This is a genomic window from Kitasatospora sp. NPDC058478 (genome assembly GCF_042720345.1).
Lineage (GTDB): Bacteria > Actinomycetota > Actinomycetes > Streptomycetales > Streptomycetaceae > Kitasatospora.
Window position 1 is genome coordinate 1 of record NZ_JBHXML010000056.1, and the last position, 25,953, is coordinate 25,953.

At 75.6% G+C, this 25,953-nt stretch carries 25 protein-coding genes; 14 read left to right on the forward strand and 11 right to left on the reverse strand.

The genetic code is table 11. The features are described 5' to 3' along the window. Window positions 1–199: 199 nt before the first annotated feature. The 5 genes from ACFWPT_RS27925 to ACFWPT_RS27945 all read left to right on the forward strand — a co-directional run bounded on the left by ACFWPT_RS27925 (window position 200) and on the right by ACFWPT_RS27945 (window position 4,824). Window positions 200–934: an alpha/beta fold hydrolase gene (locus ACFWPT_RS27925; protein ID WP_380374792.1), complete on the forward strand. Its 735-nt coding sequence runs from the start codon at window positions 200–202 to the stop codon at window positions 932–934. Window positions 935–1,086: 152 nt separating this feature from the next. Next, window positions 1,087–1,317 carry a hypothetical protein gene (locus tag ACFWPT_RS27930; RefSeq protein ID WP_380485109.1) on the forward strand — a complete coding sequence of 77 codons (231 nt, stop codon included), beginning with the start codon at window positions 1,087–1,089 and terminating at the stop codon, window positions 1,315–1,317. After that, window positions 1,314–2,756, forward strand: a complete 1,443-nt coding sequence (locus ACFWPT_RS27935) for a dihydrolipoyl dehydrogenase family protein (protein ID WP_380485111.1) — start codon at window positions 1,314–1,316, stop codon at window positions 2,754–2,756. The genes ACFWPT_RS27930 and ACFWPT_RS27935 overlap by 4 nt, the downstream gene beginning before the upstream one ends. A 138-nt stretch (window positions 2,757–2,894) precedes the next feature. Further along, window positions 2,895–3,989, forward strand: coding sequence for a WD40/YVTN/BNR-like repeat-containing protein (locus tag ACFWPT_RS27940; RefSeq protein WP_380485113.1), 1,095 nt, complete (start codon window positions 2,895–2,897; stop codon window positions 3,987–3,989). Between the two features lie 73 nt (window positions 3,990–4,062). Next, entirely contained in the window at window positions 4,063–4,824 is a 762-nt protein-coding gene (locus tag ACFWPT_RS27945) for a GNAT family N-acetyltransferase (protein ID WP_380485116.1), read from the forward strand. 71 nt (window positions 4,825–4,895) lie between these two features. On the opposite strand, the gene ACFWPT_RS27950 is transcribed toward ACFWPT_RS27945, so the two are convergent. Continuing rightward, window positions 4,896–5,753 carry an EamA family transporter gene (locus ACFWPT_RS27950; protein WP_380485118.1) on the reverse strand — a complete coding sequence of 286 codons (858 nt, stop codon included), beginning with the start codon at window positions 5,751–5,753 and terminating at the stop codon, window positions 4,896–4,898. 74 nt (window positions 5,754–5,827) lie between these two features. Here ACFWPT_RS27950 and ACFWPT_RS27955 point away from each other — a divergent pair, with 74 nt between their 5' ends. After that, the gene (locus ACFWPT_RS27955; RefSeq protein WP_063346979.1) at window positions 5,828–6,697 is read left to right on the forward strand and encodes a MurR/RpiR family transcriptional regulator; all 870 of its coding nucleotides are present in this window, start codon (window positions 5,828–5,830) and stop codon (window positions 6,695–6,697) included. A 66-nt stretch (window positions 6,698–6,763) separates the two neighbouring features. Continuing rightward, window positions 6,764–7,810: a LacI family DNA-binding transcriptional regulator gene (locus tag ACFWPT_RS27960; protein WP_380374783.1), complete on the forward strand. Its 1,047-nt coding sequence runs from the start codon at window positions 6,764–6,766 to the stop codon at window positions 7,808–7,810. A 91-nt stretch (window positions 7,811–7,901) separates the two neighbouring features. Here ACFWPT_RS27960 and ACFWPT_RS27965 read toward each other — a convergent pair whose 3' ends face one another. Together ACFWPT_RS27965 and ACFWPT_RS27970 are read right to left on the reverse strand one after the other, a co-directional pair. After that, window positions 7,902–8,414 (reverse strand): GNAT family N-acetyltransferase, encoded by a 513-nt coding sequence (locus ACFWPT_RS27965; RefSeq protein WP_079135490.1) that lies wholly within the window; start codon window positions 8,412–8,414, stop codon window positions 7,902–7,904. A gap of 158 nt (window positions 8,415–8,572) precedes the next feature. Beyond that, the gene (locus tag ACFWPT_RS27970) at window positions 8,573–9,025 is read right to left on the reverse strand and encodes a molybdopterin-dependent oxidoreductase (RefSeq protein ID WP_063346982.1); all 453 of its coding nucleotides are present in this window, start codon (window positions 9,023–9,025) and stop codon (window positions 8,573–8,575) included. A gap of 419 nt (window positions 9,026–9,444) precedes the next feature. Between ACFWPT_RS27970 and ACFWPT_RS27975 the strand changes: the two genes are divergently transcribed. Further along, entirely contained in the window at window positions 9,445–11,046 is a 1,602-nt protein-coding gene (locus ACFWPT_RS27975; RefSeq protein WP_380485121.1) for a PucR family transcriptional regulator, read from the forward strand. A 55-nt stretch (window positions 11,047–11,101) separates the two neighbouring features. On the opposite strand, the gene ACFWPT_RS27980 is transcribed toward ACFWPT_RS27975, so the two are convergent. Next, a complete protein-coding gene (locus ACFWPT_RS27980; protein ID WP_380374797.1) occupies window positions 11,102–11,569 on the reverse strand; it encodes a MarR family winged helix-turn-helix transcriptional regulator in 468 nt (155 codons plus the stop codon). 129 nt (window positions 11,570–11,698) lie between these two features. Between ACFWPT_RS27980 and ACFWPT_RS27985 the strand changes: the two genes are divergently transcribed. Then, a complete protein-coding gene (locus ACFWPT_RS27985) occupies window positions 11,699–12,481 on the forward strand; it encodes a dioxygenase (protein ID WP_380485123.1) in 783 nt (260 codons plus the stop codon). Between the two features lie 22 nt (window positions 12,482–12,503). Here the strand turns inward: ACFWPT_RS27985 and ACFWPT_RS27990 are convergent, their stop codons facing one another. The 3 genes from ACFWPT_RS27990 to ACFWPT_RS28000 form a co-directional block, all read right to left on the reverse strand. Next, window positions 12,504–13,151, reverse strand: coding sequence for an NAD(P)-dependent oxidoreductase (locus ACFWPT_RS27990; RefSeq protein ID WP_380374779.1), 648 nt, complete (start codon window positions 13,149–13,151; stop codon window positions 12,504–12,506). A 221-nt stretch (window positions 13,152–13,372) separates the two neighbouring features. Beyond that, the gene (locus ACFWPT_RS27995) at window positions 13,373–13,492 is read right to left on the reverse strand and encodes a VOC family protein (RefSeq protein WP_380374777.1); all 120 of its coding nucleotides are present in this window, start codon (window positions 13,490–13,492) and stop codon (window positions 13,373–13,375) included. A 4-nt stretch (window positions 13,493–13,496) separates the two neighbouring features. After that, window positions 13,497–14,063 (reverse strand): GNAT family N-acetyltransferase, encoded by a 567-nt coding sequence (locus ACFWPT_RS28000; RefSeq protein WP_380485125.1) that lies wholly within the window; start codon window positions 14,061–14,063, stop codon window positions 13,497–13,499. Window positions 14,064–14,304: 241 nt separating this feature from the next. On the opposite strand from ACFWPT_RS28000, the gene ACFWPT_RS28005 reads away from it, so the two are divergent. Beyond that, entirely contained in the window at window positions 14,305–15,840 is a 1,536-nt protein-coding gene (locus ACFWPT_RS28005) for an AMP-binding protein (protein WP_380485127.1), read from the forward strand. Between the two features lie 51 nt (window positions 15,841–15,891). Here the strand turns inward: ACFWPT_RS28005 and ACFWPT_RS28010 are convergent, their stop codons facing one another. Then, entirely contained in the window at window positions 15,892–16,674 is a 783-nt protein-coding gene (locus ACFWPT_RS28010; RefSeq protein ID WP_363371233.1) for a LuxR C-terminal-related transcriptional regulator, read from the reverse strand. Window positions 16,675–16,833: 159 nt separating this feature from the next. Here ACFWPT_RS28010 and ACFWPT_RS28015 point away from each other — a divergent pair, with 159 nt between their 5' ends. Further along, a complete protein-coding gene (locus tag ACFWPT_RS28015) occupies window positions 16,834–17,661 on the forward strand; it encodes a TIGR03084 family metal-binding protein (protein WP_380485128.1) in 828 nt (275 codons plus the stop codon). A 66-nt stretch (window positions 17,662–17,727) separates the two neighbouring features. Here ACFWPT_RS28015 and ACFWPT_RS28020 read toward each other — a convergent pair whose 3' ends face one another. The 3 genes from ACFWPT_RS28020 to ACFWPT_RS28030 form a co-directional block, all read right to left on the reverse strand. Continuing rightward, complete coding sequence (locus tag ACFWPT_RS28020; RefSeq protein WP_380485130.1) at window positions 17,728–20,970, reverse strand: error-prone DNA polymerase; 3,243 nt, start codon at window positions 20,968–20,970, stop codon at window positions 17,728–17,730. Between the two features lie 80 nt (window positions 20,971–21,050). Then, window positions 21,051–22,709: a DNA polymerase Y family protein gene (locus tag ACFWPT_RS28025; protein WP_380485132.1), complete on the reverse strand. Its 1,659-nt coding sequence runs from the start codon at window positions 22,707–22,709 to the stop codon at window positions 21,051–21,053. 3 nt (window positions 22,710–22,712) lie between these two features. After that, window positions 22,713–23,453 (reverse strand): hypothetical protein, encoded by a 741-nt coding sequence (locus ACFWPT_RS28030; protein WP_380485134.1) that lies wholly within the window; start codon window positions 23,451–23,453, stop codon window positions 22,713–22,715. A gap of 201 nt (window positions 23,454–23,654) precedes the next feature. Here ACFWPT_RS28030 and ACFWPT_RS28035 point away from each other — a divergent pair, with 201 nt between their 5' ends. The 3 genes from ACFWPT_RS28035 (at window position 23,655) to ACFWPT_RS28045 (ending at window position 25,952) form a co-directional block, all read left to right on the forward strand. Continuing rightward, a complete protein-coding gene (locus ACFWPT_RS28035) occupies window positions 23,655–24,257 on the forward strand; it encodes a DinB family protein (protein ID WP_380485137.1) in 603 nt (200 codons plus the stop codon). Between the two features lie 115 nt (window positions 24,258–24,372). Then, window positions 24,373–25,536, forward strand: a complete 1,164-nt coding sequence (locus ACFWPT_RS28040; protein WP_380485139.1) for an SUKH-4 family immunity protein — start codon at window positions 24,373–24,375, stop codon at window positions 25,534–25,536. 41 nt (window positions 25,537–25,577) lie between these two features. Next, window positions 25,578–25,952 (forward strand): hypothetical protein, encoded by a 375-nt coding sequence (locus ACFWPT_RS28045; RefSeq protein WP_159398386.1) that lies wholly within the window; start codon window positions 25,578–25,580, stop codon window positions 25,950–25,952. Window position 25,953 lies beyond the last annotated feature (1 nt).

The following is a 25,953-nucleotide window of genomic DNA, read 5'->3' on the forward strand; positions in this document are numbered from 1 at the left end:
GTCCGCCCGGAGGGCGGGCGTGGCGGCGCTGGGGTGCGTGCATCGCAAGGCGGAGGAGGGAGTCCATGCGGAGCATCGGCGACCGACGACAACGCGGCGAGGTGCGTGCCCCAGCGCCGGCGCGCAGGCGGGGGTTTGACGACACGCCCTAGGGTCGTCGGCGACGGAGATCCCGCCCGACCGCGAGGAGCGATCCACCATGAGCACGTTCGTACTGGTCCCCGGTTTCTGGCTCGGCGCCTGGGCCTGGGAGGAGGTCGCCGGGCCGCTGCGCGCCGACGGGCACACCGTCCACCCCGTGACGCTGCCCGGGCTGGCGGAGCGCGCGGGCGAGGCCGAGCCGATCGGGCTGGCGGAGCACATCGCCGCGCTGGCCGACCTGCTGGTCCGCGAGGACCTGTGGGAGGTGGTGCTGGTCGCGCACAGCGGCGCCTGCGCCCCAGCCGGCGGCATCGCGGACCGGATGCCGGAGCGGATCCGCCGGGTGGTCTACCTGGACAGCGGCCCGATGATCGACGGCGGTTCGCTGTACGACCTCTGGCAGCCCGACCACCGCGCGGCGGCCGACGCCTCGGTGGTCGACGGCCGCCTCCCGATGCCCTCCTGGGCCGACCTCGCCGCCGACGGCGCCAGTGTGGAGGGCCTGGACGAGGCCGCGCTCGCCCGGATCCGCGAGCGGGCCACCCCGCAACCGGCCGGGGCGTACCGGGACCGGCTGCGGCTGACGGGCGCCTCGGCCGCGCTGCCGCAGGCACTGGTGACCTGTTCCTTCCCGCTCGCCCAGGTGCAGGCGATGATCACGGCCGGCCACCCGTGGTTCGCCGGGCTCGACGGGCCGAACTGGGAGCTGCGCGAACTGCCCACCGGGCACTGGCCGATGTTCTCCCGCCCGGCCGACACGGCGGCGGTGCTGGCCGGGCTCGCGGCGCTCTGACCCGCCCTCGGCTCGGACCCGTCCGCGGGTTCGTCTGCGGGTTCGTCTGCGCGAAGCCCCGTTGACGTCGCAGGATGGGCACGGCGCCGGGCACACGGCCCGGCGCCCGTCCGGCCGAGGGCCGGATCCCACGGGAAAGCGAGCCCCTGCGGATGCACGCGGAGCGCGAGAAGTGGCCGCTGGAGGCCGTTCGGGTCAGGCTCGGGTACGAGACGAACGGCAGCCACGGGCCGACCTCCCGGAAGGCCGCCCTCACCGGCGCCCTCGCCGACGCGCTGGACGACGCCCGGCGCGCCCGGCTGCTCGACGTCCGCGACCACACGCCCGTCACCCTCGCCCTGCGGGCCGGGGTGGCCATCGACACCACGGAGGACCGGGTATGACCAGCACCGCCGAGGAGTACGACGTCATCGTCCTGGGGGGCGGACCGACCGGCGAGAACGTCGCCGACCGGACGGCCTCCGCCGGGCTGCGCACGGTGATCGTGGAGGCCGAACTGGTCGGCGGCGAGTGCTCGTACTGGGCCTGCATGCCGAGCAAGGCGCTGCTGCGCCCGGTGGCCGCGCTGGCCGACGCCCGCGCGGTGGCCGGCTCCCGGGAGGCGGTCGGCGACCGGCGGCTGGACCCGGCCGCGGTGCTGGCCCGGCGGGACTCCTTCGCCTCGCACTGGAACGACGACGGCCAGGTGCAGTGGCTGCGGGACGCCGGCATCGAGCTGGTGCGCGGCCACGGCCGGCTGGCGGGCGTGCGGACCGTCACCGTGGAGGCCGAGGACGGCACCGAGCGGGTGCTCACCGCCCGGCACGCCGTCGCCGTGTGCACCGGCAGCCGTCCGGTGCTGCCCACGGGCGTGCCGGGGCTGGCGGAGGCCCACCCGTGGACCAACCGGGAGGCGACCGCCGCTCCGGCCGTGCCCGGGCGGCTGGCGGTGGTCGGCGGCGGCGTGGTCGGGGTGGAGCTCGCGACCGCCTGGCGGGCGCTCGGCTCCGAGGTGGTGCTGCTGGTGCGCGGCGACCACCTGCTGCCGCGGATGGAGCCGTTCGCGGGCGAGCTGGTCGCTGAGGGCCTGCGCGAGGCCGGGGTGGACCTCCGGTTCGGGACGGAGGCCACCGCGCTGGAGCGGGCGGACGGCGCCGGGCCGGTGGTCCTGACGCTCGGTGGCGGCGAGCGGCTGACCGTGGACGAGGTGCTGTACGCGACCGGACGGGCCCCGCGCACCGCCGACGTCGGGCTGGAGCAGGTCGGGCTGAAGCCGGGCGGCTGGCTGGAGGTGGACGACAGCTGCACCGTGCTCGGCGTCGACGGCGAGTGGCTGTACGCCGCCGGGGACGTCAACCACCGGGCGCTGCTCACCCACCAGGGCAAGTACCAGGCCCGGATCACGGGCTCGGCGATCGTGGCCCGCGCCCAGGGGCGTGCGCTGGACACCTCCCGCTGGGGCGCGCACGCCGCGTCGGCCGACAGCGCGGGCGCGCCGCAGGTCGTGTTCACCCATCCGGAGGTCGCCGCCGTCGGACTGACCCTGGCGGCGGCCGAAGGGGCCGGGCTGCGGGTCAAGGCCGTCGACCACGACTTCGGCGCCGTCGCCGGGGCCTCGCTGTACGGCGACCACTACCGCGGCCGGGCCAGGGTGGTCTTCGACCTGGACCGCGAGGTGCTGGTCGGCGCCTGCCTGGTCGGCCCCGGGGTCGCCGAACTGCTGCACTCGGCGACCGTCGCCGTGGTCGGCGAGGTGCCGATCGACCGGCTCTGGCACGCCGTGCCCTCCTACCCGACGATCAGCGAGGTGTGGCTGCGGCTGCTGGAGGGCTGCCGGGGGTGAGCCGGGCGGGTGAGCCTTCCTGACGAGAGAGCCTTCCGGGTGAGTGGGCGCGGCGAGATGTGGCCGCCGGTGGACGGCGGGACACTGGGCGGCGGGGGCCGTCCCGGGGGGCCGTACTCGTCACCAGGTGGTGTGGGCATGACCGAAGTGCTGTTGGCCGTCGGAACCGAGAAGGGCCTCTTTCTCGGCCGCAGCCGCGACCGGCTGGACTGGGAGTTCAGCGGGCCGCACTTCCGGATGAACGCGGTCTACTCCGTCTCCATCGACCGCCGCGACGGCCGCACCCGGCTGCTGGTCGGCGCCGACAGCAGCCACTGGGGGCCGTCCGTCTGGCGCTCCGACGACCTCGGCGCCACCTGGTACGAGCCGCCGCAGCCGGCGATCCGCTTCCCCGAAGCCACCGGCGCCTCGCTCACCCGGGTCTGGCAGCTCCAGCCGGCCGGCCCGGAGGCCCCCGGCGTCGTCTACGCCGGCACCGAGCCCGCCGCGCTGTTCCGCTCCGAGGACGGCGGCGAGACCTTCCGCCTGGTCGAGTCGCTCTGGAACCACCCGCACCGGACCGACTGGAGCGCCGGCTACGGCGGCCAGGGCCTGCACACCGTCGTCACCGACCCGCGCGACCCGCAGCGGCTGCTGGTCGCCGTCTCCACCGGCGGCGTCTACCGCAGCAAGGACGGCGGCGACAGCTGGGAGCCCGCCAACACCGGCCTGCGCGCCGAGTTCCTCCCGGAGGAGGGCCAGTACCCCGAGTTCGGCCAGTGCGTGCACAAGATCGCCCCCGACCCCGTCGACCCCGACCGGCTGTACCTGCAGAACCACGGCGGCGTCTACCGCAGCGACGACTGGGGCGCGAGCTGGCGCTCCGTCGCCGACGGGCTGCCCGCCGCGTTCGGCTTCGCCGTCGCCGCCCACCCGCGCCGGGGCGACACCGCCTACCTGTTCCCGCTCGGCGGCGGGGACGACCGCATCCCGCCCGGCCGCCGGTGCCGGGTCTTTCGCACCACCGACGGCGGCACCAGCTGGCAGCCGCTCGCCGACGGCCTGCCCGGCGAGGACCACTACGGCATCGTGCTGCGCGACGCGCTGCGCACCGACGACGCCGAACCGGCCGGGATCTACTTCGGCAACCGGACCGGCGACGTCTACGGCAGCCACGACGAGGGCGAGAGCTGGTCACCGCTGCTCTCCCACCTGCCGGACGTGCTCTGCGTCCGGGCCGCGGTGGTGGCCTGACAATTCGGTTGCCCCCGGGCGCGCTCTCGTCGACCATGACGGCGGACGAACGACCGTGCGAATGGGGCTGGGTGTGACCGAAACGAACTGGGTGATCGGGCGGAACGGCGAGGGCGTACCGGTGGTGCGCTACCTCCCGGGCGAGCGGGAGGGGCGGCCCTGGGCCGACCTGCTGGAGGTGGTGGACGGGAGCGGCGGCACCGACCCGGTGGAGTTCGTCCGCACCGAGCTGGCCGGGTGGGTGGTCTCCGGGACCCCCGAATTCGGCCTCGCCCTGCTGGAGCACGGCGCCACCGTGCTCCGGCACTCCCACGCCATGCGGCGCGACCTGGTCGCCGACCCGCCGCCCGCCGACTGGGCCGGGGCCCCGCTGCGCGGCGGCCTGCGGGCCGTGCCCTGCGACCGCGCGCCCGAGGACCTGTTCGAGGCCTGGCGGGCCGCGTTCGCCCCGGGGCACCCGGACCACTTCGCGGGCGACGACCGGCAGGCCCTGGCGCAGCGGATCGCCCCGCTGCTCGCCGGCGAGGTCATCGGGCCGGTGCTGCCGTCCAGCCTGCTCGCCGTGGACGCGCAGGACCGGGTGGTGGCCGGGCTCGTCCTCACCGACCGCGGCGGCCTGCCGTGGATCGCCGACGTCTTCCGGCACCCGGAGCTCGGCTACCGGGGCCTCGGCGCGGACCTGCTGCGCCGCGCCGTCGCCGACGCCGCCGAACGCGGGCTCGTCGAGGTGCAGTTGGCCGTCACCGACAGCAACCCGGCCCGTCGGCTCTACGAGTCCCTGGGCTTCGAGGTGCTGAGCACCTCGCTGACCGTGATCGTGCCGGAAAAGGGCTGACGGCCACCGAATCCTGTCCGGCCGGTCTCGGTGGATCAGCCCGAGACCGGCCGGACCGGCCAGGGCACGCCCTACGACCGGGCCAGCTCCAGGACGGCTATCCCGGCCAGCACGATGAGGCTGGCGCTCAGCCGCAGCCGGCCGAGCCGCTCCCGGAACACCACGGTGGCGATCAGGGCGGCGATCACGATGCTCGTCTCGCGCAGCGCCGCGATCGTCGCCAAGTCTCCCCGGGACTGCGCCCACACCACCAGGCCGTAGGCCGTCAGCGAGAGCACGCCTCCCGCGATCCCCACCGGCACCACCTTGCCGACCCCGGCCAGCAGCGAACGGCCGCGCCGGGCCCAGGCGATCAGCGCGAGCGTCGGCCCCTGCAACAGGAACAGCCAGGCCACGTAGCCGCCGACCGTCCCGGCGTGCCGGACGCCGCTGCCGTCCAGCACCGTGTAGACGGCGATCATCACGCCCGTCCCGGCGGCGGCCCCGAGCGCGGGCAGTTGCGCCCGCCCCGGGACGCCCTTGGCGAAGGCCAGCCCGATCAGGCCGCAGGAGATCACCACGACGCCCAACAGCTCGCCCGCGCCCGGGTGCTGGCCGAGCACGGTGGCCGACAGCAGGGCCACCAGCAGCGGCGCCGAGCCGCGCGCGATCGGGTACATCTGCCCGAAGTCGCCCAGCTGGTAGGCCCGTAGCAGCAGGACCGTCGACGTCGTCTGGACGGCGACCGAGGCCAGCAGGTACGGCCAGGACGAGGCCGCCGGCAGCGGGTTGAGCAGCACCAGGACCAGCGCGCACGCGGTGTAGGTCAGGTTGATCAGCGCGAAGCCGACCAGCTTGTCCGGAATCCGGTGCGCCAGGCCGTTCCAGACGGCGTGCAGCACGGCCGCGGCGAGCACGGCCACCGGCACGGCCGGCACGATCTCGGGCATGGCGAAGCTCCCCTCCGACGGCCTTCCGGCGACCCGGCACGGCCTGGAACCGAATTCCACGCTACCCTAGCGTCATGGAAGGACATTCCGACATGACGCCCCTGGAGTCCCAGCTCGCCGCGCGGATCCGGGCCCGGCTCGGCGACCTGCGCGGCGCCGAGGCGCGGGTGGCCGAGGTGGTGCTCGACCGGGGCGCCGGCCTGGTGCACCTGAGCGTCAGCGACGTCGCCGCACTGGCCGGCACCGCCCCCTCCTCCGTGGTCCGGGCCTGCCAGCGGCTCGGCTTCCGCGGCTACCAGGAGCTGAAGATCGCCGCCGCCCGGCACTCCCCCGCCACGGCCCCGGCCCCCGCCGACGACGACGCACGCGACCCGGCCGCCCGGGCCCTCGCCGACACCCTGCGGGCCGCCCGCGCGGCCCTGGACGGGATCACCGCCACGCTCACCGCCGACGACCTGCGGGCGGCCGCCGACGTGCTGGCCGGCGCCGGCCAGGTGGTGCTGGTCGGTTCCGGGCTGTCCGGCGCGGTGGTGCTCGACCTCGCCTACCGGCTGCGCGCGCTCGGCCTGCGCGTCGACGCCCCCGCCGACCCGCTCACCGCCCAGCTGGCCGCCGCCCAGCTCCCGCCCGACGGCGTCTGCTTCGCGGTCAGCCACGGCGGCGCCACCCCGCTGGTGATCGACGCCGCGCGCCGGGCCCGGGCGGCCGGGGCGGCCGTGGTCGCGCTCACCAGCTACGCCCGCTCGCCGCTCACCGAGACGGCCACCCACACCCTGGTCGCGGGCGGGCAGGACCTGGTCTTCGGCCTGGAGACCACGGCCAGCCGGCTCGCCCACCTGGCCGCCGTCGACGCGCTCGCCCAGACCCTGCTGGCGCTGCGCGGGCGACCCGCCGAACAGGCCCTCGGCCTCTCGGCGGACATCACCGCGGACCACACGTACTGACCGCGGCGGGCGCCCGGCGGCGACGGCAGCCCGGAGCTGTCGGAGGCGCTGTGTAGGCTCGCGGGCATGGCGAGGGTGACACGGGACGATGTGGCGCGGGTGGCGGGGACGTCCACGGCGGTCGTGAGTTATGTGATCAACGACGGGCCGCGGCCGGTGGCGCCCGCGACCCGGGCGCGGGTGCTCGCGGCGGTCGAGGAGCTCGGCTACCGCCCCAACCGGGTCGCCCAGGCGATGGCACGGCGGCGGACCAACCTGCTCGGCATGGTCGTGCCGGACGCCCGCCAGCCGTTCTTCGCCGGGCTCGCGCACGCCGTCGAGCAGGCCGCCGCCGACCACGGCCGGCTCCTGCTGATCGGCAACTCCGACTACGTGGACGAGCGCGAGGCGCACTACATCCGCGCGTTCCTCGGCATGCAGGTCGACGGGCTGATCCTCGTCACCCAGGACCCGGCCACCCCCGGGCTCACCGGCTTCGACGTGGGCGACGGCACCTCGGTCGTGCTGCTGCACCACCGGGCGGAGACCGCCGACGGCGTCGCGGTGGTGGCGGACGACGAGGGCGGCGCCCGCGAGGTGGTCCGGCACCTGCTCGGGCACGGCCACGCCGAGGTGCACTGCTTCGGCGGCACCCTCGCGCTCAGCCCGCACGACCCGGTCACCGGGCGGACGGCCGGCTGGGCCGCCGCGCTGGCCGAGGCCGGGCTGGCGACCGAGGGGCGGCTGGTGCCGGCGCCGTTCGACCGCGTCCGGGCGCACGCCGAAGCGCTCGCCCTGCTGGCCCGGCCCGACCGGCCGTCCGCCGTGTTCTGCACGACCGACGACCAGGCGATCGGCCTGCTGCGGGCCGCCGACGACCTGGGCATCCGGGTGCCGGAGCAGCTCGCGGTGGCCGGTTTCGACGACATCGCCGAGGCGGTGATCGCCGGCCCGGCGCTGACCACCGTCGCGACCGCGCAGGACGAGATGGCCCGCGCCGCGGTCGACCTGGTCCTCGGCGGGGCCGAGCGGCGCTCCACCGGCGCGCGGACCTTCCCGGCCCGGCTGGTGCTGCGGCGCACCTGCGGCTGCCCGGCGCCGGAGCGGGCGGCAGCAGGCGCAGCCGCGATCTGACTCCGCGCCACGCGCGCTCCGGACCGGTCGGGCCGCTGCCGGGCCGCCTACCGCCGCACGGGCGCGCCGGTCAGCGGAGTTCGCGCGCCGGTCAGCGGAGTTCGTCCGCGAGGAGGTCCATCAGCAGGTTGTCGTGCCAGGTGCCGTCCGGGCCGCGCTCGTACTGGCGCATGGTGCCGACGGAGCGGAAGCCGACCTTCGCGTAGCAGCGGATCGCGGCCGTGTTGTCGGCCGCCGGGTCGATGATCAGCCGGTGGTAGTGGTGGTGGTCGACGAGGTGGCGGGCCAGCGTGCGGACGGCGTCCGCGCCGAGGCCGACGCCGTGGACCTCCGGGTCGAGGTAGATGTCGATGCCGGCGTGCCGGTACTCGTCGTCGTTGTTGGCGTACCACTGGATGGCGCCGACGATCTTCCCGCCCACCTCGACGGCGAGGGTCTCGGTGTCGGGCTCCTCCAGGTCGCTGGCGACGGCGTCGGCGAGGTCGTCACCGCCCCGCCAGCGGGCGAACACCTCGGGCGTGCCGCGGATGGCCGCGAGCGCCGGGATGTCGTCGGTGCCGGCGGTGCGGAGGGTCACCAGGGTGCCGTGCAGAATCGTCCCCATATGGGGCATGTTGGCACGGAAACAGGCATCCGGCGAGCTGTTTTTCGGTATTCCCCGCGATCGCCCGCACCCCCTCCGAGCAGCGACGATGCTCCACCGCGAAGCACTCGGCGAGAGCGGGCCCCGGGGCGGGGTCAAGGCCCGCCCGCGGCCGGGGCTCAGGCCGCCGGTTCACCCAGCGGGCCGAGCCACACGGCGGTGACCCCGCTGACGTAGCGGGCGCCGCAGTGGTCGTCGGGGACGACGAGCTGCGGGCCGGCGGCGTCCAGCGGGGCGCCGTCCATGCTGGTGGCCAGCAGGATCCGCTGGCCGCCGAAGTCGGGGTCGATCTCGGCCCAGGAGACGACGGCCCGGTGGCCGTCCGCGCCGCTGACCGACAGCAGGAAGCGCAGCCGCTGCTTGCGGCCGGAGAAGTCGATCCGGGGCCGGGCCGCGCACAGCACGTCCCAGAGCGCGGGCCCCTCGTAGTCGTGCCGCTGCTCGCCCTCGGCCAGGCAGTCGAAGCTGACCTCGACGCGGTGCGCGGGGAGGGCGCGCAGCTGGTCGACCGACAGCTCGGCGGGCCGGTCGAAGTGGCCGTGCAGCCGGACGGTGGGGCTCGACGGGGTCATGGTGCTCCCTCCTCCCGGGCCGCGCCGCTGCGACCCGGGAGGGGGTTACCCGAGGGAGGGCTCGGGCATTCGCAGCTGCGGCGCTGAAAGGATGATTTCAGCGGCATCTGCGATGGGGCAGAGCGCTTTCAGCTGGTAACTGCGGAGACAGGGGCGGGCATGTCCGAGGAGGCGGCTCGGCGCGCCCCGCACCGGTGGAAGCCGATGGAAGCCGCGAAAGCCGATGGAAGCGGCACCGCAATCGGGCGGACGGCTGGTTCCGCACACCCGCCGAGGGGCCCGCACTGGATGATCCGACAAGAAGAATCACCGCCGCATGACTTGCATTTACGATGCCCATGCGCACCTGAACCTTGCACTTGCGAGGCACAGCCGTGCGCGGCGCACAAAGGCGAGAGCGAGAGCGAGATGAGCGAGAGATGATCGTCGGCGACCTGCTGCACCTCGACGACCTGGACATCCGCCTGGCCTGGGGCACCCCGGACCTGCTCGACCGCCCGGTCACCGGGCTCAGCTCCACCGACCTCCAGGACCCGGCCCGCTACCTCCAACCCGGCGAACTCGTCCTCACCGGCCTGGTCTGGTGGCAGCCCGCCGACGCCTCCGGCGCGCTGCGCTTCGCCACCGCCCTGCGCAGCGCGGGCGTGGCGGCGCTGCTGGCCGGCGAGGGCACCCACGGCAGCGTCCCGGACAGCCTCGCCGACGCCTGCCGCACCCACGGCATCCCGCTGCTGGCGGTGCCCGCCGGAGTCAGCTTCCGTGCCGTCACCGACCGCGTCTACCTGCGGCTCTGGGGGGACCTGCGGGCCGGCGCCCAGGACACCGCGGCGATCCCGGAGACCGTCCGGCACGAACTGCTCGACCTGCTGCACGCGGACGCCGGGGCCGGCGAGGTGCTGGCCCACGCGGTCGGCCGGCTCGGGGTGCCGGACTGCTCGATCACCACCGCCGGCGGCCGGGCCGTCGCCGCCACCGCCGCTGCCGTCACCGCCGCTGCCGTCACCGCCGCTGCCGTCACCGCCGCACCCGCCACTGCCGCACCCGTCCCGCCCACCGGGCGCGGCGACACCGGGCTGCCCGTCGGGCCCCAGGACGGCTCGCCGTTCGACGGCTGGCGGCTGCGCCCGCACCTGCGCTCGGCGGCGGCCGAACCGGCACTCCAGGCCCTGGCCGAACTGCTCGCCCCGCTCGCCGCCCGCGCCCACGCCGACGCGGGCGCGCGGCGCCGGGCCGCCGGGCGGCTACTGGACGCGCTCGCCGGGGAGGCCGGGCTCGCCGAGCCGCTCGCGGCCTGCGGGCTGGACGGGGCCGAGTCGCTGGTGGCGGTCACCGCGCGGATCGACGGCGGCCTGGCGGGCGAGGCGGGTGCCGCACCGGGCGACGGCCCGCCCGCCGCCTGGGCGGCGTACGCGCTGGCGGAGGCGCTGCACCCGCTCGGCGCGCCATACGCCGCCGGGACCGACCGCGGCGGGCGGTCCGCCGCGCTGGTGGCCGCGCCGGTCGAGCAGGTCGCCGAACGGCTGCGCCGGGCCCGGCCCGCGCTGCAGAGCCGGCTGACCGGCCGGTGCACCCTGCGGGTGGGCGTCGGCCCGGCCGCCCCGCCCGCCCCCGCCGCGCTGCGGGCGGCGCTGGTGCAGGCCCGCTACGTACTGGAGGGCTCGGCCGGCCCGGTCGGCAGCGCCGCCGAACTGGACTCGCTGGACGGACTGCTGCGCGGCATCCCGCCGGAGGTGACGGCCGCCTTCCACACCCGGTTGCTGGCCCCGCTGGCCGCCCACGACCGGGAGAACAGCGTCTCGCTGCTGGGCACCCTGGCGGTCTTCCTGGACCACGACGGCTCGTGGGCGCGGACGGCCGAGGCGCTGTGCATCCACGTCAACACCGTGCACTACCGGATCCGCCGGATCGAGGAGCTGACCGGCCGCAGCCTGGCCCGACTGCGGGACCGGCTCGACCTGCGGACCGCCCTGCTCTGCGCCCCGCAGCCGGTCCGGGCTCAGGCTCCGGCTCAGGCTCGGTAGACCGCCGACGGGAGCGGCGGCTGCTGCGGGGGGACTGACTGAGGGGCCCAGGGCTTCAGGGTGTGTCGTCGAGGCGCAGCCGGGCGCTGACCTCGCCGAGGCCTTCGGCGAGCACGGCCAGCTGCTCGCGGGTGAGCACGTCGATCAGCAGCTCGCGGACCAGGGCGACGTGCCCGGGTGCGGCCTGCCGCAGTGACTCCCGCCCCTGGTCGGTGAGTTCGGCGATGACGCCGCGCACGTCGCTGGGGCAGGAGCGGCGGGCGACCAGGCCCATCCGCTCCAGTTGGGTGACCTGGTAGGTGAGGCCGCTCTTGGAGGTGACCAGCTTGTCGGCGAGTTCGGTCATCCGCAGCGCGTGGGCCGGGGCGGCGGACAGGTGGACCAGGATCTCGTACTGCTGGTGCGAGAGGCCGGAGTCCTCCTTGAGCTGGCGCTCCAGTCGGCGGTTGAGCAGGTTGCTCGCGACGACGAAGCCCCGCCAGGCAGCCATCTCGTCCTGGTCCAGCCAGCGGGGTTCGTTCAGTGTGGACATGTGGTGAAGCCTACTCCTGTTGTTCAAATTCGAACGAAGGTGTACGGTCAGCGAGTAGAGGTTCAAATTTGAACTACTCTGCCGAGCCACCAGTCCCGTTCGACCCAGGAGGAGGACGCCATGAGCACCGCGGCCCCCGAGCGTATGCCCGCCCTGTACCTCTCGCACGGCGCGCCGCCGCTCGCCGACGACCCGGTCTGGCCCGGTGAACTGGCCGCCTGGTCCGCCGACCTGCCCCGGCCCAAGGCCGTCCTGATGGTCTCCGCCCACTGGGAGGAGGCACCGCTCGCCCTCGGCGCCGTCACCACCGTGCCGCTGGTGTACGACTTCTGGGGCTTCCCCGAGCACTACTACCAGGTCCAGTACGCCGCCCCCGGCGCACCGGCGCTCGCCGACCGCGTCCGCAAGCTGCTGCGCGCCCCCGGCACGTCCGTCCAGGACATCCCCGACCGCGGCCTCGACCACGGCGCGTACGTCCCGCTGGTGGAGATGTTCCCGGAGGCCGACATCCCCGTCCTCCAGATCTCCATGCCCACGCTCGACCCACAGCGGCTGCTGGAGATCGGCCGCCGGCTCGCCCCGCTGCGCGACGAGGGCGTGCTGATCGTCGGCAGCGGCTTCTTCACCCACAACCTGCGGGCGCTCAGCAACGACGGCCGGATCAGCTCGGTGATGGCCGAGTTCGACGACTGGGGCCGGCGCGCCCTGGACGCCCACGACCTGGACGCGCTGCTCGACTTCGAGCGCAAGGCCCCCGCCGGGCGGCTCGCCCACCCGCGCACCGAGCACTTCGCCCCGCTGTTCGTCACCCTCGGCGCCGGCGAGGCCGACCTCGGCAGCCAGCGCAGCGTCATAGACGGGTTCTGGATGGGGCTCGCCAAGCGGTCGATCCAGCTCGGCTGACCGGGCGCACCGTAACTGAGGGTTACAGCGCGCAGCAGGTGAAGCGCTCGCCGATGTGCTCGGGCTGCTCGGCCTCGTCGACCAGGGCGACCGCGTAGTCCGGCACCGAGATCCGGCTGCGCCCGGCAGCATCCGTGAGCAGCTGCTCCAGGCCCGTCCGGTAGCGGCCGGTCCGCTCCCCCGGGCCGATCTCGGCGGCCGGGCTGAGCACCGTCCAGCGGACGTCGGAGACCGCCCGGTAGAAGTCCAGCGCCGCGCCGTGCGCGTGCATGATCTCCAGCACCGGCTCCGGCAGCCCCGGCGCGTCCCAGACCCGCACCCCCGGCGCGGTCTCCAGGCTGCCCGCGCCGCCGACCGCGATCAGCCGGGGCGCGGCGTCGCCGAGCGAGCGCAGGCCCTCCACCAGCGAACGGGCGGCCGGCCCGATCAGTGCCAGGTGGCCCGGGCCGTCGCCGCCGCCGACCGCGCTCACCAGGACGTCCTGGCCGGCCGCCACCCGGGCCACCTGGGCCGGGTCCAGGACGTCCGCGCGTTCGACGAAGGCCGCCCCGCCCTGGTAGCGGTCCGGGTCGCGGACCACCGCGGTGACTTCGTGCCCGCGCGCGGCCGCCTCCGCGACGATGGCACTGCCGATGGTGCCGTTGGCGCCGATCACGGCGATTCTGGCCATGGGGTACCTGCCTGTCTCTCGGGTGGTGGGGTCGGGGAAGCTCGCCGCGACGTGGCATCAGCCAGGTTCGATTATCGGACGGTTCCACTGCGACGGCCCGAGACGTCGGCCTGTCGTGTGACGGGTGCGCCGGGCGGGGAGAACCGAACGGCCGCCAAGTCCTCGTGGACTCGGCGGCCGGTCGTTCAGGCGGTGGCTCAGGCGGTGGCCCAAACGTTGGCTCAGGCGTTGCCGGTGGCGATGCGCTCGGCCAGGGTGCCGTCCAGCGCCTGGGCCCAGAACTGCGCGAGGCCGTGCGGGTCGGCGCAGTCGATCGTCACGTGTCGTACCAGAGATCCCATCCGGCTACTCTGACCTGCCGTGTTCGGCCCCGTCCAGCCGTTTCCTGGAGTGCCGGTGACCGTCCAACGGGAACTCCGGCGGCAAGGCCGTCAGCACCTCCTGGAAGGCGTAGCCGCTCTTCTCCGCGACCCGGCAGGAGGCCGCGTTGTCCACCTGGTGCAGCAGGTCGATCCGGACCAGGCCGTCGTCGGCGAGCACCTCGAAGGCCCAGGCGGTGAGCGCCACCACCGCGCGCGGGGCCACCCCCCGGCCGCGGGCCGCGGCCGCCGTCCAGTAGCCCACCTCGGCCGCCTCCCCGCCCGGGGTGCCGCGCTTGAGCGCGACGTTGCCGAGCAGTTCGCCCGTGCCGGGCTCCAGCACCGCGAAACTGTACCGGCGGCCCTCCGCCCGGCCCCGGTACTGCAGCCCGAGCCAGTGCGCGGCCTCCTCGGCGTTCCCCACCGGGGTGCGGGTGAAGCGGCGCAGCGTCTCGTCCCGGTACGCCTCGATCAGGGCCGGCGCGTCCGCGTCCTCGAAGGGGCGCAGCAGCAGGCCCGCGGCCCTCGGGTGCTCGGTGACGGGGGCGGTCACCGCAGTCCCCCGGCCTCGTGGCGGGTGCCCGGTCGTCGGTCGATCATGGTGCTTCTCCCCGTGGGTGCATGGCCGTTCGCTGCGATCTTCCTAGCAGGTGGCCGGCCGGCCCGGCGCATCGGTCGCCCGTCTGTTCGCGACGGGCTCAGCAAACGGAATCCGCTCCTTCCACTCTGCTCCCACCGCCGGACACCCCCGATCGGGGGTGTCCGGCGGACGGGTGGGAGAGGACAGTGGGCGCATGCAGATTCCACTCTCCGTGATGGACTTCCTCGACCGGGCCGAGCTGGTCTACGGCGACCGGGTCGGCATCGTCGACGAGCCGGTGCAGCCGGCCGAATCCTGGGGCGAGCTGAGCTACCGCCGGGTCGCCGAACTGGCCCGGGCGCAAGCGGCCGGGCTGGACCGGCTGGGCGTCGGGCCGGGCGAGCGGGTCGCCGTCGTGTCGCACAACTCGGCCCGGCTGCTGACCTCCCTGTTCGGGGTGAGCGGGTACGGGCGGGTGCTGGTCCCGGTGAACTTCCGGCTGAAGGCCGAGGAGGTGGCGTACATCGTCGAGCAGAGCGGCGCGTCCGTCCTGCTGGTCGACCCCGAACTCACCGACGCGCTGGGCGGGGTGACGGCCAAGCACAAGTTCGTGCTCGGCGCGGAGAGCGACGCGCTGCTCCACGACTTCGACAACTCCCCCCGGCGGTACGAGATCGCCGAGAACGACACCGCCACGATCAACTACACCAGCGGAACCACCGCCCGCCCCAAGGGCGTTCAGCTCACCCACCGCAACATCTGGCTGAACGCGGTACTGATGGGCCTGCACTACGGCGCCGGCGACCGGGACGTCTACCTGCACACCCTGCCGATGTTCCACGCCAACGGCTGGGGCCTGCCGTTCGCCCTCACCGGGCTCGGCGCCCGGCACATCGTGCTGCGCAAGGTCGACGGCGCGGAGATCCTGCGCCGGGTCGAGCGGCACGGGGTGACCTTCCTCAGCGGCGCGCCCGCCGTGGTCCAGATGGTGCTGGACGCGGCCGCCGAGTGGGACGGCCCGGTGCCCGGCCGGGACCGGGTGCGGATCGTGGTGGCCGGCGCGCCGCCGCCGACCTCGGTGGTGCAGCAGGTCGAGTCCGAGCTGGGCTGGGAGTTCATGCAGCTCTACGGCCTGACCGAGACCTCCCCGGTGGTCACGGTCAACCGCTCGCGCGCCGAGTGGGACGCCCTGCCCGCCGCCGAACGGGCCGAGAAGCTGGTGCAGGCGGGCGCCCCCGCGCTCGGCACCCGGCTGCGGGTCGACGCCTCCGGCGAGGTCCTGGTGCGCTCCAACACCGTGCTGGACGGCTACTGGCAGCAGCCCGCGGCCACCGCGGACGCCCTGCGGGACGGCTGGTTCCACACCGGCGACGGCGGCGTCCTCGGCCACGGCCAACTGACCATCTCGGACCGGAAGAAGGACGTCATCATCAGCGGCGGGGAGAACGTCTCCTCGATCGAGGTGGAGGACTGCCTGTACGGCCACCCGGCGGTCGCCGAAGCCGCGGTGATCGGAGTGCCGCACGAGAAGTGGGGCGAGACCGTCAAGGCGCTGGTGGTCCTCCGGGAGGGCCAGGGGCCCGTCACCGAGGCCGAGTTGATCGCGCACTGCAAGCAGCGGCTGGCCGGCTACAAGTCACCCACCTCGGTGGAGTTCCGGGCGGCCCTGCCGCGGACCGCCACCGGGAAGCTGCAGAAGTTCCGGCTGCGCGAGCCGTACTGGGCGGGGCGGGAGCGGCAGGTCGGCTGAGACGCACCCACTGGCCCCGACCAGGCACGTTCACCGGTCGACCAAGCATGTTCACCGGTCGACCAGGCCGGACTCGCGTGCCGCCAGGGCGAGTTCGGTGCGGTTGCGGACGCCGAGCTTGTGCATCGCGGACTTCAGGTAGCCCGTCACGGTGTTGCAGGTGAGGCCCAGCCGGGCGGCGATCTCCGGATTGGTCCGGCCGGTCGCCGCCCAGCGCAGCACCTCGTGCTCGCGCGGGGTCAACGGCCGTACGGGGGCGGCCCGTCGGGGCGGCGCGGACCGCCAGGCGGCCGCCCCGGCCAGGGCCCGGGTCGCCGTCGCGGCCAGTTCGCCGACGGCGGCGATCCGCACGTCCCCGAACGGGACGACGGCACGCAGCGACGCGTACACCACGCCGTACACGGTGTCGCCGTGCAGCAGCGGCACGGTGAGCATCGCGTACAGGTCCTCGGCGCTGACGGCGGCGTCGTGGTCGTGCGAGATCGTGGTGGCGGCACGGTAGTCGGGCACCCAGCTGGGCGCCCGCTCGGCCAGCGCCCGCCCGCCCAGGCCGGTGCCGGTCGGGACGGCCCGGTCGTGCAGCAGGTCGGCCCGGGTGCCGGCCCAGTGGCGCAGCACCATGCCCGCGTCGCGCCCCCGGGGCCCGGCCGGCGGCTGCGGCACGCCGACCAGTCCGACGTCGGCCCCGCACTCGGCCACCACCCGCCGCGCGAGGTCGCCGAGCACGGCGTCCCGCACCAACTCGGCGGCGCGGGCGGCGAGCCCGGGATCGTCCGAGTGCGCCGGGGTGGTGAGGGTGTCCGCGGCCCCGGGGCCCGTCTTCGCCCTTGTCATCGCGAGATTGTCACACGCGGCACGGCCGCTGGCGAGAGTGCTGACATGGGCGTTCCCCGCGTCTTCGACGCAGTGGCGGGCACGGCGGCCGGGCCGGGCGTAGGGTGCGGCCGTGACGTACCGGCGGGTAGTGCGCCGGACCCGGAAGGAGGGAAACCGATGACGGACCCGAACACCCCGACGACGCCCGCGGCGGACGTCCCGGCCGCGCTGCTGGACGACCTGCGGGCCGAGAGCGCGGCGCTGGACGCCCTGGTGGCCGGACTGGACCCGGTCGGCTGGGCGCGCCCGACGCCCGCCGAGGGCTGGACGATCGCGCACCAGATCGCCCACCTGGCCTGGACCGACGACTGGACGGCGCTGGCCGCGCGCGACGCGGACGGCTTCGCCGCCACCCTCGACGAGCGCTTCGGCACGCTGCCGGCCGCCGGCGTCGACCCGGTGGACGAGGGCGCGGCCAGCGGCGCGGCCGCCGCACCCGCGGACCTGCTCGCCCGCTGGCGCGCCGGCCGGGAGGAGGTGTCGGCCGCACTGGCCGCCACCCCGGCCGGCACCCGGCTGCCGTGGTTCGGCCCGCCGATGAAGCCCGCCTCGATGGCCACCGCCCGACTGATGGAGACCTGGGCGCACGGCCAGGACGTCGCCGACGCGCTCGGCGCCGCCCGCGAGCCCACCGCCCGGCTGCGGCACATCGCCCACCTGGGGCTGCGCACCCTCGGCTTCGCGTTCACCCTGCACGGGCTGCCCGCCCCCGAATCGCCCGTCCGGCTCGAACTGACCGCGCCCGACGGCGGCCTGTGGACCTTCGGACCGGACGGCGCCACGGACCGGGTGACCGGCCCGGCCCTGGACTTCTGCCTCCTGGTGACGCAGCGCCGCCACCGCGACGACCTCGCCCTCACCGCCACCGGCCCCACCGCGACCGCCTGGCTCCCCATCGCCCAGGTCTTCGCCGGCGCCCCGGGCAAGGGGCGGCCGCCCGCCTGAGCTGACTGATCGTCACATCCCCTGGCGTGGAGGGCGGTCCAGGATCCCGCCCTCGGCTCACCCCGCTCAGAGTCCGATCCGCAGCGGGGTGAGCCGGGTGGCGATCAGGTTGGTGGCGCCGCGGTCGCGCTCGATGCGGCCGTGGACCAGCAGGCCGGCCCGGTCGAGGGCGGTGCGGCGCTGGGACTCCCAGACCGGGCGGTTGCAGACCACGTTGATCAGGCCGGTCTCGTCCTCCAGGCTGAGGAAGAGCACCCCGCCGGCCGTCGGCGGCCGCTGCCGGTGGGTGACCAGGCCGCCGACCACCACCTCCGATCCCGGCGCCGCGTCGGGGAGTTCGGCGGCGGACAGGGCGCCGCCGCGCTCCAGGCGGGCGCGCAGGTGCTGGAGCGGGTGGCTGGTGGCGGAGGTTCCGGTGGCCCACAGGTCGGCGATGGTCTCCTCGACCGGGCTCATGCCGGGCAGCGGCGGCGCCTCCGTCCCGGGCGTGGTCCCCGGGATCAGCGCGGCCGAGATCCCGGCGAACACCCCTGCCGCCCACAGCGCCTGACGTCTAGTCAGTCCGAAGCAATCGAAGGCGCCCGCCGCCGCCAGCGCCTCCAGCGCCGGCGCGGGCAGACCGGTGCGGCGCGCGAAGTCCTCCAGGTCGGCGTACGGCTGCCCGGCCGCGATCGCCGCGGCCTGCGGGGCGCCGATGCCGCGCACCGTCTCCAGGCCCAGCCGGATCGCCGGCTGCGGGCGGCCCGCGGTCAGCGGCGGCTCCGGCGTCGCCCCCCGGTGCGGCTCCAGGGTGGGGCGCGGCGCGCTGGCGTTGACGTCCACCCCGCGCACCCGCACGCCGTGCCGCCGGGCGTCCGCGACCAGGCTCAGCGGCGAGTAGAAGCCCATCGGCTGGTTGGCCAGCAGGGCGCAGGTGAAGGCCGCCGGGAAGTGGTACTTGAGCCAGGCGCTGGCGTACACCAGGTAGGCGAAGCTGATCGCGTGGCTCTCCGGGAAGCCGTAGTTGGAGAACGCCTCGATCTTGCCGTAGACGTCCTCGGCGACCTCCTCGGGGATGCCGCGCTCGGCCATCCCGCCGAGCAGCCGCTCGCGCAGCCGGGCGACCCGCTCGTGCGAGCGCTTGGCGCCCATCGCCTGCCGCAGCCGGTCCGCCTCGGCGGGCGTGAACCCGGCGCAGTCGATGGCGAGTTGCATCATCTGCTCCTGGAACAGCGGCACCCCGAGGGTCTTGCCGAGCGCGTTCTCCATCAGCGGGTGCGGGCAGCCGGCCGGTTCGGCGCCCGCCCGGCGGCGCAGGTACGGGTGCACGGAGCCGCCCTGGATCGGGCCGGGCCGGATCAGCGCGACCTCGACCACCAGGTCGTAGAAGTGGTCCGGCTTGAGCCGGGGCAGCGTCGCCATCTGGGCCCGCGACTCGACCTGGAACACGCCGACGGTGTCCGCCCGGCGCAGCATCGCGTACACGCCCGCGTCGCCGTCCGGGATGGTGGCCAGGTCGTAGCGCAGGCCGTGGTGCTCGGCGACCAGGTCGCAGGCGTCGTGCAGCGCGGCGAGCATGCCGAGGCCGAGCAGGTCGATCTTCACCAGCCCGGCGCCGGCGGTGGACTCCTTGTCCCACTGCAGCACCGAGCGCCCGGGCATCCGGGCCCACTCGGTCGGGCAGATCTCGCCGATCGGCTCCCTGGTGAGCACCATGCCGCCCGAGTGGATGCCCAGGTGGCGCGGCAGGCCGTGGAGTTGGGCGGCGAGCGAGAGCACGTCGGCGGGGATCACGGCGTCCGCGCCGGGCGCGGAGCGGAAGTCGGTCTGCCGACTGAACGCGTCCACCTGGCCCTGCGGGTAGCCGAGCACCCTGGCCGCGTCGCGGATCGCCAGCCGGGGCCGGTAGGTGATCACGTTGGCGACCTGCGCGGCGTGCTCGCGGCCGTAGCGGCGGTAGACGTACTGGATGACCTCCTCGCGGCGGCGGTTCTCGATGTCCAGGTCGATGTCGGGCGGCCCGTCCCGGGCGGTGGACAGAAAGCGTTCGAACAGCAGCTTGTAGTGGACCGGGTCGACGGCGGTGATCCCCAGGGCGTAGCAGACCGCCGAGTTGGCGGCCGAGCCGCGGCCCTGGCACCAGATGTCCTGGCCCCGGCAGAAGTCGACGATGTCGTGCACGATCAGGAAGTAACCGGCCAGGTCGAGGTCCTCGATGACGTCCAGCTCCAGGGCGAGCTGGCGCCGGGCGGCCGCGTTGCCGGGCCCGAAGCGGGCCGGGCCCCCGGCGGCGACCAGGGCGCGCAGGTGGCTGATCTCGCTCTCGCCCTCCGGGACGGGGAAGCCCGGGAGCTCCGGGTCCAGCCTGGTGAAGTCGAAGGCGCAGGAACGGCCGAGTTCGGCGGTCGCCCGCCGCACCCCCGGGAAGCGGGCCAGCCGGGCGGCCATCTCCCGGCCGGAGCGCAGGTGCGCGGTGCCCGCGGCCCGCGTCCAGCCGACCGCGTCCTGGAGGGTGCGGCGCCCGTGCAGCGCGGCCAGGCTCTGCGCCAGCCGGCCCTGGGCCGGGCCGGCGTGGTGGGCGTTGGTGGAGGCGACCACCGGGAGGCCCTGCTCGGCGGCGAGCGCGGCGAGGGCGTCATTGCGCCGGTCGTCGCCGGGAAGCCACTGGTCGATCAGCTCCACGTGGACGTTGTCGCGACCGAACGCCTCGGTCAGGGTGTGGAGTTGGTGCCCGGCCGTGCCGTCGTCCAGCTTTGCCGGGACGCGGCCGAGGCGGCAGCCGGTGAGCACCGCCCAGTGGCCGCCGTGCGCCCCGGCCAGTGCCGCGAGGTCGTACGCCGGGCGGCCCTTCGCGCCGCCGGCCAGCTGGGCGGCGGCGATCGCGGCGGACAGTCGGCGGTAGCCGGTCGGGTCTCGGGCCAGGACCAGCAAGTGTTCCACCTCTGCGCTGTTGTGACGGATCGTCAGTTCGGCGCCGAACGCGGTGGCCACGCCCGTCCCCCGGGCCGCCTCGGCCAGCCGGACCGCGCCGTACAGGCCGTCGTGGTCGGTGATCGCCAGCGTCTCCACGCCCAGCCGGGCCGCCTCGGCGACCAGGTCCTCCGGGTCGCTGGCGCCGTCCAGGAAGCTGAAGGCGGAGTGGACGTGCAGTTCGGCCCAGGGCTCGCCGCCGTCGCCGGGGGCTCCGGGGGCGGGGGCTCCGGGGGCTCCGGGGGCGGGCTCCTCCTGGGCGGGGCGGTGCAGGGGGACGACCGTACGGTCCGGCGCGGCGCCGGTCAGGCGGCGGTGCAGCTCGCTCCAGGGGAGGGTGGGGTGGCTGGTGAAGCCCATCGGGGGTCGCCTTCGTTCTCGCGGTTCGTCACCTCTCCCCCCTCGGCCCCCTCGGATCTCCCCCCTCGGGCCGGTGGCCGTCAGTCGTAGCCGGCCTCCAGGTACCACGCACCCCCCTCCACCGTGAGCAGCAGCGCCCGGCCACCGCCCAGCACCACCTGGAACCGGGCCCGGCGGCGGGCGAGCGACTGGTCCCACCAGTACTCGACCGCCGGCCAGGGGCCGGTCCAGCCGTCCACCCGCTCCTGTCGCCCCTGCCCCTCCCTGCCCGACGGGCCATCGTGGAACACCACCAGGGCCGGGCGGGCCGACACCCCCGCCCGGCCGTCCACCGTGACCGGCAGCCCGGCCTCGTCCAGCACCCGCACCGGCACCGGCTCCCGCAGCACCACCGCCGGCCACACGTCCGGCAGCCGCCCGGGCCAGGGCGCGCCGACCGACCCCGCCGCCTCGTACGGTTCGCCCCACGGCACCTTGACCGCCTGCTCGCCCGGACCGCGCCCGCCGGCCGGCTCGATCCGGCGCAGCCCGGCATGCCCGAGCACCGCCTGCACCCGGGCCACCGCGCGCTCCACCCGGTCGTCCGCGACCGCCTGGCCCCACAGCGCCAACTGGCGCCCCTGGTCCGGGGAGAGGCCGTCGGGGGCCAGCCGGAGCAGGGCGAACCCGACGTCGGGCGCCTCCCCGGACGCCTCCCCGGACGCGGCGAACGTGCCCGCGCCCTGCCAGGCCTGGAGTTGCCAGCGGACCCGCTCGGCCAGCGCCGTCGCCGACAGCCCGCCCTCGTGCCGCCACAGCCGCGAGGCCGTCCGCCCGTCCGCGCAGGCCACCTCGACGGCCACCCGGCGGCAGGTCAGCCCGGCCCCGGCCAGCCGCTGGTGCAGCTGCTCGGCCAGCGTGCGGGCGACGAACACCAACGGCTCCGCCAGCGGCTCGGGCGGGTCGAAGCGCTGCTCGACGGCGAGGTCCGGCTCCTGGTCGCGCGGCACCAGCGGGCGCGGCTGCAAGCCCCGGGCCAGCCGGTGCGCCACCGCCCCCGCCGGGCCGAAGCGGTCCGCGACCGCCTCGGGCGGCAGCGCGGCGAACGCCCCGACGGTCGGCAGGCCGAGCCGCCCCAGCACCTCCGCCAGCGCCTCGTCGCCGAGCACGCCCACCGGGTACGGCGCGAGGAACTCCGCCGTCCGCCCGGCCGGCACCAGCACTCCGGCGCGGGCGGCGAGCACGGCGGCGAACAGGCCGTCGGCGACGCCGACCTGGGCGGGCGGGGGCGGGGGGTGCTCCGTCGCAGGGGTGGTATCCGTACCGGGCACGGCGACCGCGCCGGGGGCAGCGTCCGGGACCGGCTCCCGGGCCAACACGTCCGCCACCGCCGTCCGGACCTTGGCCGCCAGCGCCTCCTCGCCGCCGAAGTAGCGGCCCGGCCCCTTCACCGGGATCGCGCACAGGCCCGGGCGGACCACCTCCACCCGGGGCGTGAACGCCTCCACCGCCGCGACCACCGGCTCGAAGCGGCCGGTCTCCGCCTCCGGGTCGCGGTCGCGCAGCTCCAGCGCCGGGCAGAGCCGCTGGGCCAGCTTGAGCCGCTGCCCCTGCCGCACCCCGGCCGCCCGGGCACCCGCCGAGCAGGCGAGGATCCGCCCGCCCTCGGTCACCGCCACCGGGTCGTCGCCGGTGACGGCCGCCACCGGCCAGTCCGGGCACCAGACCACCAGCACCCGCGGTGTCCTGTCGTCCGCCATCGCTCACACCACCGCTACCCGTTCGAGCGGCTGCTCGACGGCCCCGGGCCGCCCCGGAACGGGACGCTCCAGGACGGGGCGCGCCAGGGCCGGCCGGTCCAGGACCGGCCGTACCGCGCCGTGCTCGTCCGGCAGCCAGAGCCGGGCGGCCCGCCCGCGCACCGCCGAACCGCGCCCCTCGGCCACCACCTCCACCTGCCGCCCGGCGAGCTGCCCGTAACCGTCCCCCAGTCCGAACCAGCGCCCGGACCGCACCCCCAGCCGCAGGGCCGCCCCCGGCCACGGCCCGGCCACCAGCAGCACGCAGCCGCTGCGCCGCAGCACCGCCGCCAGCCGGGTGGCCAGCTTCGGCGGCACTGGGCCGTCCGGGCGCAGCATGACCAGTTCGACCGCGCCGGCCAGCACCGACACCACCTCGGCCCAGTGCGGCCCCGGGTCGTCCGCGACCAGCAGCCGCCGCAGGTCCAGCCCGTACCCCTCGGCCGCGGCCAGCCCCAGGTCCGGCAGCCCGACGGCCGCCGCCCAGCCGCCCTCGGTCTCCTTCACCCCGGCCGCCAGCGCCAGCAGCAGCCCGGTGTCCCCACCCGCCACCGACACCGCAGTCCCCCGCCGCAGCCCGCCGTCCGGCAGCACCTCCCGCAGCGCCGGCACCACCGGCAGCACGCCCTGCCCGTCCTGCTTGTCCTGCTTGTCCTGCTTGTCCTGCCCGGCCTGCCCGTCCGCCGGCACGGCGGCCGGCGCCACCGGCCGGAGCGTCGGTCGCTCGGCGATGGAATCGAAAACAGGTTCGAAAACGGACACAACCCCAGGATCGAACATTCGTTCGTAAAGATTCAAGTCCACACCCTCCCCGCCCCGCCCGTCACACTCCGTAGTTCCCCCTTGCCAACCCCTGGGTGCACGGAAATCGATGGACAGGTCCGACGCGATCAACAGACTGATGCCATGACGGCAACCAGCCCCAAGACCGATCCCAAAACCGACCTCCGGATCTACCTCCAGGACGCCCGCAACGTCCTGCTGTGGAAGCTCGACGGCCTCTCCGAGTACGACCTCCGGCGCCCGCTGACCCCGACCGGAACCAACCTGCTGGGGCTGGTCAAGCACGTCACCGGGGCCGAGGCGATGTACTTCGGCGACACCTTCGGGCGGCCGTTCCCCGAACCGACGCCGCTGTGGTTCACCGGCGACACCGAGCCGAACGCCGACCTGTGGGCACGGGCGGACGAGACGACGGAAGAGATCACCGGGCGCTACCGCCGGGTCTGGGCGCACACCGACGCCACCATCGAGGCGCTGCCGCTGGACGCGATCGGCCGGATACCGTTCGGCCGGCGGGCCGAGCAGACCCTGCACCGGATCCTCGTCCACATGATCGCCGAGACCCACCGCCACGCCGGCCACGCCGACCTGCTCCGCGAACTCGTCGACGGCACCACCGGCCAGCGCCCCGACGGGATCAACACCGCCCCCGGCGACGCGGCCTGGTGGCAGGCCCACCACGCCCGCGTGGAGCGGGCCGCCCGGGAGGCCGGCGGGCTCGTCTGACCCGCCCGGTACAGGCTGGAGCCCTGCGGTGGCTTGTCCGCGCTGGTGTCGGATGGGGCGGCTAGGGTCTGGGGGTCAAGGGTCGGGGCGGTGGAAGTCGGGGGACGTGGGGGGCATGGGGGACGTGGGGTGTGCGCGGGTGGCGGCGGACGGGTTGCCGAGTGGGGTGGTGCATCCGGGGAGCCGGGAGTTCCTGATCCGGGAGGGGCTGCCGCTCTCGGGGGCGTTCCTGGACTTCGGGGTGCTCGGCGACGGGGCGTTGGCGGCACTGCCCGAGGCGGAGCGGCTGTTCGTCCTGGGCGAGACGGAGTACTGCGCGCCGTTCGCCGCGGCCGGCGGCCTGGTGCTGCTCGACGGAACGACCGGCGAGGTGTTCCTCGGCGAACCGGGCCCGCGGCGGGACCTGCTGGCCTCCGGCCTGCCCGCGCTGGCCGGATTGGTGCGGGAGGTGGAGGCGGTCGCCGAGGCGGCCCGGCGGGCGGACGCGCTGAACGGGCGGCGCGGCCCCGCGGCGGTCGCCGAGGTGACGGCCGGGGCCGAACGGCGGATGCGGGAGATCGACCCCGGGCTGTTCGGGCGGTCCGCGACGCCGCCCGCGCACTGGGGCACGGCACTGCTCGTGCGGACGCTGGGCTGGGGCGCGCTGCCCGGCGGTCCGGACGGTCCGGCGTACGAGGTCGGCCCGGAGCTGGTGGCGGAGCTCGCCGCGCTGACGGGCGAGGAGGGCGGCGCGGGCCTGGTGCACCGCTACCGGGCGGAGGAACTGCCCGACGGGCTGGTGCACGAGCCGACCCGGCGGCTGCTGACCGAGATCGGACTGCCGCTGGGCGGGGCGATGTTCGGGGTCTGCGAGGAGCCGCTGGTCACGATGGCGGAGGCGTACCCGGAGTACTTCGACGGCGAGGAGGAACGCCCGTACCAGCGGGAGTTCCTGGCGCTCGGGGACTGGCCGACCGATCTGACGATCGCCCTGGACGGCATCACCGGCCGCCTGGAACTGCCGGACTGGTACGACGACGGCCAGCCGGAGGCCTACCTCAACCGCGACCTGTCCGCCCTGCTGTACGCGCTGTGGACGTACGAGCGGCTGCGCGCCGAGTGGGAACGCTGGGACTGCGGGCGGGGCCGGGACACCTGGGCGGTGTTCGACCCGCAGTCGCTGCTGAGCACCGTGGTGGACCGGCTCGTGGAGGCCGTCGACCCGGAGGCGTTCGCCTCGCCCGGGTGCTCGTGGCGGCTGCTCGCCGAGGACGCGCACATGGGCGGCCTGCTCGGGTGATCCCGGCGGCGCCCCGGACAGTGCGCCGGTACGCTGCCCCGGTGACGAACATCCGTACGGCGACCGGGCGACGGCGGGCGGTGCTGCTCACCTTCGGCGCCGTCCTGTCCCTCGCGGCGGCGGGCTCGCTGTACGGGCTGCTGTACGTGCGGTCACTGGACTTCGGCGAGCGCTGCGAGCAGGGCCTGGTGCCCGGCGGCGGACGGCTGCTGGAGACGGGCGCGTCCTGGCTGCCGCCGGACGCGTGGTGCCGGTTCGAGGACGGGAGCATGTCCACCACGCCGTTCTGGGCGCTGCTGCTGTTCTACGCCCTGCTGACCCTGGTCGTCTGGTCGGTGACCGCGCTGCTGCGGATCCACCGCCCGCGCCCGCACCTGGGGCTGGACTGGCAGCCGGGGCACGGGCCGGGCTGGTAGG